The sequence below is a fragment of the Nonlabens sp. genome (assembly GCF_047636915.1).
Lineage (GTDB): Bacteria > Bacteroidota > Bacteroidia > Flavobacteriales > Flavobacteriaceae > Nonlabens.
In genome coordinates this window covers 1-4,075 of record NZ_JBLIGN010000145.1, presented here as the reverse complement: position 1 = coordinate 4,075, position 4,075 = coordinate 1, and the positions used below count along the sequence as shown (strand labels likewise).

The 4,075-nt window shown below is 38.5% G+C and carries 6 protein-coding genes; 2 read left to right on the top strand and 4 right to left on the bottom strand.

Features of this window, described 5'->3' with window-relative positions; translation table 11 throughout:
- The 4 genes from ACJAT0_RS12900 to mraZ form a co-directional block, all read right to left on the bottom strand.
- A partial coding sequence (locus tag ACJAT0_RS12900; RefSeq protein ID WP_415181984.1) for a penicillin-binding transpeptidase domain-containing protein occupies window positions 1–1,012 on the bottom strand: 1,012 nt, incomplete at its 3' end.
- On the bottom strand, window positions 999–1,328 hold the full coding sequence (locus ACJAT0_RS12895) for an FtsL-like putative cell division protein (RefSeq protein WP_415181983.1): 330 nt from the start codon (window positions 1,326–1,328) through the stop codon (window positions 999–1,001). The genes ACJAT0_RS12900 and ACJAT0_RS12895, both read right to left, overlap by 14 nt.
- A complete protein-coding gene (gene rsmH, locus ACJAT0_RS12890) occupies window positions 1,329–2,246 on the bottom strand; it encodes a 16S rRNA (cytosine(1402)-N(4))-methyltransferase RsmH (protein ID WP_415181982.1) in 918 nt (305 codons plus the stop codon).
- Window positions 2,221–2,688: a division/cell wall cluster transcriptional repressor MraZ gene (gene mraZ, locus ACJAT0_RS12885; protein ID WP_415181981.1), complete on the bottom strand. Its 468-nt coding sequence runs from the start codon at window positions 2,686–2,688 to the stop codon at window positions 2,221–2,223. The genes rsmH and mraZ overlap by 26 nt, the downstream gene beginning before the upstream one ends.
- A 291-nt stretch (window positions 2,689–2,979) precedes the next feature.
- Here mraZ and ACJAT0_RS12880 point away from each other — a divergent pair, with 291 nt between their 5' ends.
- Complete coding sequence (locus ACJAT0_RS12880; protein ID WP_415181980.1) at window positions 2,980–3,744, top strand: alpha/beta fold hydrolase; 765 nt, start codon at window positions 2,980–2,982, stop codon at window positions 3,742–3,744.
- 99 nt (window positions 3,745–3,843) lie between these two features.
- The coding region (locus tag ACJAT0_RS12875; RefSeq protein WP_415181979.1) for a GTP-binding protein at window positions 3,844–4,075 on the top strand (232 nt) is incomplete at its 3' end.

The window sequence follows — 4,075 nt, the reverse complement described above, 5'->3', positions numbered from 1 at the left end:
GTACATTGCGACCGTAGTAAGAAATTTTTCCTCCTTGAGTATCAAAAATAGTACTGGTATCTACTACTTTATCTTCTAACGCCGCTATCACACTCATTAATTTAAACGTAGAGCCTGGCTCGTGAGATTCCCAAACAGCATAGTTTCTTTTTTCATAATACTTACCACTTTCTCCTTTTCCTAAATTAGAAAGCGCTTTAATTTCTCCAGTTGCCACCTCCATCACTACGGCCGTACCGTGATCTGCTTCAAAATATTCTAACTGTTCTAATAAAGCATGATGAGCCACATCTTGCATATTTACGTCAATGGTCGTGTAGACATCATACCCGTCATTAGGGTTAATTTCATTTTCACTACTAATAGGTTTCCATTGGTTCTTTCCTATTTTTTGTTCTAGCCGCACCCCATCACTACCTCTTAAATAAGGCGCAAAAGCACCTTCTAATCCCACAGGAGCGCTGCCGTTGCGATCATAACCTACAATGCGCTCTGCCATTTTACCTAATGGATGCTCTCTTACTATTCTTTGCTCCACGATCAATCCACCGCGATAAGGACCTTTTTGAAATAAAGGAAACTCTCTTATTTCTTTATAATCTCCATAATCGAGATTTTTTGCAATGAGCATATAGCGGTTGCGGTTGCTATGAGCTTTTCTGAATTTCTGTAGGTAATAATTTTTAGTTGTATGGAATTTAGCAGCTAGTGCTTCTGCTAGCGGAGCTATATTCTCATTAAAATCGCTGTTAGAAGGCGCTAATGCATCGAAACGAATATCGTATTTACTTATTGAGGTAGCCAGCAACTGACCATTTGCATCATATAAGTTACCTCTAGTAGATGGAATGGTATCGTTTCTAAAAACACTCTGCTCTGCTTTGGCACGATAAGCGTCTCCTTCCACAAATTGAATATTGATAATTTGCACAACAACGAGGAGCGCCACAATAACAAAGGAAGCACTTACGAGGTACATCTTGATCAGTATGTTTTTACTAGTTGTCGCCATGGTTGTTTCTTACGATTACTATTTTTTGCGGCGGATTCTTAGCCGGAGCAATTCCTTTTTCTTTTATTTTTTTAGCTACGGTAGACTCCATTTGCATAAACATCAACCTTCTTTCTAAATCAGTATACTCACTATGCAACTCTGTCACATGCTCTTTAAGAGCAGCCAGTTTATGTACTTTCCTTTCATAACTATGACCTGTATAAATCATAATAATGGCGAGAAAAGCAGCAAACAAAATAAAACGCCAGTTCTTAAAAGCATCTTCATTGGTTAAAAAACTACCTTTTAATATGTCGTATATTTTGGCAGCCATTTATTCTCTTTTTATTTTCTCAGCGATACGAAGCTTAGCACTTCTGGCGCGATTATTTAACTTAATTTCTTCTCTAGAAGGAATAATCATCTTCCCTATTTTCCTAAAAGGAACACTGGATCTACCGAAAACATCTTTCTCTGGTTCTCCTTCAAAGAGACCATTCCTCATAAATCTTTTTACGGGTCGGTCTTCTAAAGAATGGTAAGAGATCACACTCAACCTTCCTCCTATCTTCAAAATCTCTTCCGATTGCCTTAAGAAATCATAAAGCACTTCCATCTCTTTATTCACTTCAATGCGTATCGCTTGAAACACCTGAGCCATCAATTTATGCTCTATACGCTCCGGAACTAAGGGCGCGCAAATCTCTTTAAGATCTGCAACGCTAATAATTTCTGACTCTTCCCTAGCCGTTACAACACGTTGCGCTAATCTTTGAGCTATACGCAACTCCCCATAAGATTTAAAAATACGCATCAGATCTTCTTCACTATACGTATTGAGTACTATTACAGCATCGAGCTCTTGCTCCTGATTCATGCGCATATCCAATCGGGCGTCAAATCTAGTAGAAAACCCACGTGCTGCTTCATCAAATTGATGTGAGCTCACCCCTAAATCTGCGAGAATACCATCTACCTGTTTTACTCCATACAGCCTTAAAAAACGCTTCATGTAACCAAAATTTTGATGAATCAACATAAAACGCGGATCATCGATCGTGTTTTCTAACGCATCTGTATCTTGATCAAAAGCGTAGAGCTTTCCTTTTGGACCTAAACGGGAAAGTATCTCACGAGAGTGACCACCACCACCGAAAGTTACATCTACGTAAACTCCAGATGGATGGATATGTAATCCTTCTACGGTTGCTTTTAAGAGAACCGGATTATGATAAGAGATCGGTTGTGTCATTTCCCATTACTTCTTCAGCGAGATCAGCAAAGTCATCTAGCGAGTCATCAATGGCCGCTTCATACCTTTCCTTATCCCAGATTTCTAATATATTCACCGCACTTGACACGGTGACTTCTTTTGTAATTCCTGCAATGGTTATGAGATCTTTGGGAATGAGCAATCGCCCATTTGCATCCACCTCAACGGTTTTCACTCCAGCAGTAAAACGACGTATGAAATCATTGTGTTTCCTATTGAATCGATTTAAACCGTTCAACTTTTCCATCATTTTATTCCATTCCTTCATAGGATAGAGCTCTAAACAAGGCTGAAAAACAGCCCGCTTGATTACAAAACCCTCCTGCACGACTGGCGTCAACTGCTTTTTTAAAGCAGCTGGCATCATGAATCGCCCTTTGGCATCGGTTTTACACTCGTATGTTCCTATAAAATTGATCACTGGAAATAGCTGTTTAGCGCTATCAGATCAAAAATAGGAAATTAAACACCACTTTTTACCACAATATCCCACTTTGTTGATAAAAGGGTTCATTTCTGAATAACTACCCCAGTTGTTAACAATTTAAAGACGTTGTGAGAATCTTAGAAAATGCTTGTTGTTTCGCTTTCGCGAAAGCGGAAAGAGGGTGAGTCCATCCTTAAAAAAATAACAATTTCTTAATCAAAAGCAGAAAGCATTCCTTGTTTTTCCTATATTCAAAACCACTATATTTGCGGTTTACAATTACTTATGACGCACCACCTTATTAAAGACGGTAAATTTGAATATTATACTACTGGCAAAGGCACTCCTATTATCATACTTCATGGTTTATTGGGTGGTCTAAGTAATTTTCAAGGTGTGATCGATTATTTTCCTCCTAAAGGTTATCAAGTAGTCGTGCCTACCTTACCTCTATACAGCACCCCACTTATTAAAACCAGTGTTGGAACGTTTGCAAAACACATCAATGCTTTTATCAATCACATGGGTTGGGAAGAGGTTATTTTATTAGGGAATTCTTTAGGTGGACACATAGGCCTTGTAACTACAAAATTGTATCCTGAAAAAATTAAAGCTCTTATCATTACAGGTAGTTCTGGTCTTTATGAAAGCGCCATGGGAGCAAGCTATCCTAAAAAAGGTGATTATGAGTACATAAAAGAGAAAAGTGAAGATGTATTTTATGACCCAGCAGTTGCTACTAAAGAAATAGTAGATGAAGTTTTTGCCACGGTAAACGACCGTAATAAACTACTTAAAACGCTGGCGATTGCAAAAAGTGCCATTCGTCACAATATGGCAAAAGACCTTCCTAAAATGACCACCCCTATTTGTATTATATGGGGAAGACAAGATGGAGTAACGCCTCCCAAAGTGGCCGAAGAGTTTCACGAAAAACTACCTAACAGTGACCTATACTGGGTTGATAAATGTGGTCATGCTGCCATGATGGAACATCCTGATCAATTCAACGAGATCCTGAACAGCTGGTTGGAAAACAAAGGGCTGTAACATAAATTTCTTTTACCAAGGTCTTTCCTTCTTTCTCCTCATCTGCGAGCATGAATTCCAAGCTTCATCTCACAAACGACTATAAAGTATCTTTGCCATATGAAAATCACTAGTGCAGAATTTATAATATCTAATCAAGATGTGTCAAAATGCCCTAATTCTGGAATTCCAGAATATGCATTTATAGGCAGGTCTAACGTAGGTAAGTCTTCTTTGATCAATATGTTAGTGAATCAAAAAAGCCTTGCCAAAACTTCTGGAAGACCTGGAAAAACCCAATTGATCAATCACTTTCTGATTAATAAATCATGGCATCTGGTCGATTTACCTG